The 2105-nt window shown below is 71.8% G+C and carries 3 protein-coding genes and 1 pseudogene; all 4 read right to left on the bottom strand.

Annotation, left to right across the window (positions count from 1 at the left end; all coding sequences use genetic code 11):
• Positions 1–238 (bottom strand): annotated as a pseudogene (locus E3T48_RS16975) (Rv3654c family TadE-like protein); the annotation flags it as partial.
• A complete protein-coding gene (locus E3T48_RS15665; protein WP_134524955.1) occupies positions 235–582 on the bottom strand; it encodes a TadE family type IV pilus minor pilin in 348 nt (115 codons plus the stop codon). The pseudogene E3T48_RS16975 and the gene E3T48_RS15665, both read right to left, overlap by 4 nt.
• The gene (locus E3T48_RS17360; protein ID WP_241986872.1) at positions 563–724 is read right to left on the bottom strand and encodes a DUF4244 domain-containing protein; all 162 of its coding nucleotides are present in this window, start codon (positions 722–724) and stop codon (positions 563–565) included. The genes E3T48_RS15665 and E3T48_RS17360 overlap by 20 nt, the downstream gene beginning before the upstream one ends.
• Before the next feature lie 665 nt (positions 725–1389).
• Positions 1390–2105: type II secretion system F family protein (locus E3T48_RS15675; RefSeq protein WP_134524957.1), on the bottom strand; the 716-nt coding region annotated here is incomplete at its 5' end.

Here is a 2105-nt window from a genome sequence, read left to right on the forward strand (position 1 = left end):
CGGCAGCCTGGCACGGCACCCCGGCGACCAGGCCGGACGCCGTGTCGGCCGCGGCGAGCGCGGCCGCATCGGCGGCGGTGCGCACGGACTGACCTGCCGCGAGCACGGCCATCAGCGGCAGCATCACGGCGGTCACGGCGAGCACGGCACCGATGATCCCGACCGCGAGCACCGAACCCGACCCTCGCTCCACCCGGGCACGGCCCGTCCGTTCCGGCGGGAGCGCCGGAGTCCTCATCCGCCACCGCCGAGTGCACAGGACCCGGCCGTCACCGTGACCCCCACCGCCGCGAAGGCGCCGAACGCGCTCGGGGCGCGGAGACGCACACAGATGAAATCTCCCTGCCGCTCGGTGCTCATCGAGGCAGGGCCGACCAGACGGCGAACGAGCCCGGCGGCGCGGTCGTCACCGTCGCCGCGGGCCAGCGAGCGGGCGGCCGCGGCCGCGGCGCCCACGAGGCGCACCTGCTGGCCGGAGACCTGCACCGCGCCGAGGCAGAGGGCGAGCACCAGGAGCACAGCGGGAACCACCGCGGCGAACTCGGCCGTGACCGTGCCGCGGTCACCCCACGGTGAGGGCATTGCGCACCAGGTCGGTCAGGATGCCGCGCACCTCGTCCCCGCGCAGGATCACGATGAGCAGGCCGGCGAAGCCGACGGCCGCCATGGTCGCGATCACGTACTCCGCGGTCGCGGCTCCGGCGTCATCGCAGAGGCGGCGGATGGTTCTCGTCCTGCCCTCCGCATCCGTTGCCGCCCCTCCGCCTCCTGCGCCTTCTCCGACCCGCTTGTCTGCGTCGGTGGCGGCGGTGGCGGCGTAGGCGTCGGTGGCGTCGTAGGCGGGCGCGCGCCTGGCTAACGCGGGCTGGGCATTTCCGGGCATCTGTTCGTCTCCTCTCGCGTCCTTCGACGCGGTTGTGGGCTGCACGACGAACACCAGACTCTCCTGCCCGGTCCGGACGGTGCGGCGTCGGCGACAACCGGTGCGGAACATCGCCCGTCATGAACTGTGGAGAACAGCACGCTCCGGCAGGGCGTCGTCCCAGGTGAGCACGGGGGGCTTGCCAATTCCACGAGTCGGTGAATGATTCCCGCCCGGCTCTTCCGCCGGGTCCCGACGAGGCGTAGTCTTTGTCCACCGAAGCCAACTGGCTCGGAGAATCGGGGCGCTGATGGCAGACCAACAACCGAAGAAGAGCACAGGTAAGACCGTCGCAACGGAGTCTCTGAAGGTAAAGCGCGCCGCCTTGAATATCAGAACGGCACGGAACGGCTAGAGCAGTTGGACGGCAGTTGCCGTGACTTCGGGAGCCGGGCCTCGGGCCCGGCTCTTTTCGTTAACGCCCGCACTCCCCGACCGCCGGCCGTGCCGAGGACTCTCCTGTCGCCTCAGAACGTCGTGAGGGTCGAGGAGAGCACCGTCATCAACAGCGGCACGACGCCGACGAGCATGAAGGCCGGAAGAACGCACACCCCGAGCGGGATCATCAGCGTCACCCCGAGCGTCGCCGCCCGGCGCTGGCCCTCGGCACGGGCATCGCGGCGCAACTGCTCCGCCTCGGCGCGCAGCAGTTCGGCGGCCGGCACGCCCGCGCGGACCGACAACTCGAGCACCTGACCGATGGCGGCCGTCGAGTCGCCCCGGTGCAGCGCGAATCGGTCGACAGCGTCGTCCACCAGGGCTCGCGCGCGGCCCAGGGAACCGCCGCCGGCCATGGCGATCGCCATCAGGTCGAACTCGAGTCCCGGTGTCGGGTCCCGCGCCCTGGCCGCGCGCATCAGATGCCGGTTCCACCGGTCAGCGGCGAACATCAGGGCCACTCCGACGACCAGGCAGATCCAGCCCGGCACGGTGAGGAACAGCATCCGCAACGTGTTGAAACCCATCAGGCTGCCGAACAGCAGGCCGATCGCAGGCAGGAACATGACCATGCGGGCGGTCGCGGCCGGCCCGGCGAGCGCCACCGCCAGGTCGGCGTGCAGGCGGCCCACCTCGCGAAAGGATGCCGCGAGGTCTCGCAGGCAGGCCGCCAGGGGTGCCCCCGCCTGGGTCGCCACGAGCCAGGCCGCGGCCAGGCCGAGCCAGGCATCGCCGACCTGCCCGC

This window comes from Cryobacterium fucosi, assembly GCF_004403515.1.
Lineage (GTDB): Bacteria > Actinomycetota > Actinomycetes > Actinomycetales > Microbacteriaceae > Cryobacterium > Cryobacterium fucosi.

Bases quoted from the DNA above. Each gene is read 5' to 3' on its own strand.
- E3T48_RS15665 (WP_134524955.1), bottom strand. From the start codon at position 582: ATGCCCTCACCGTGGGGTGACCGCGGCACGGTCACGGCCGAGTTCGCC.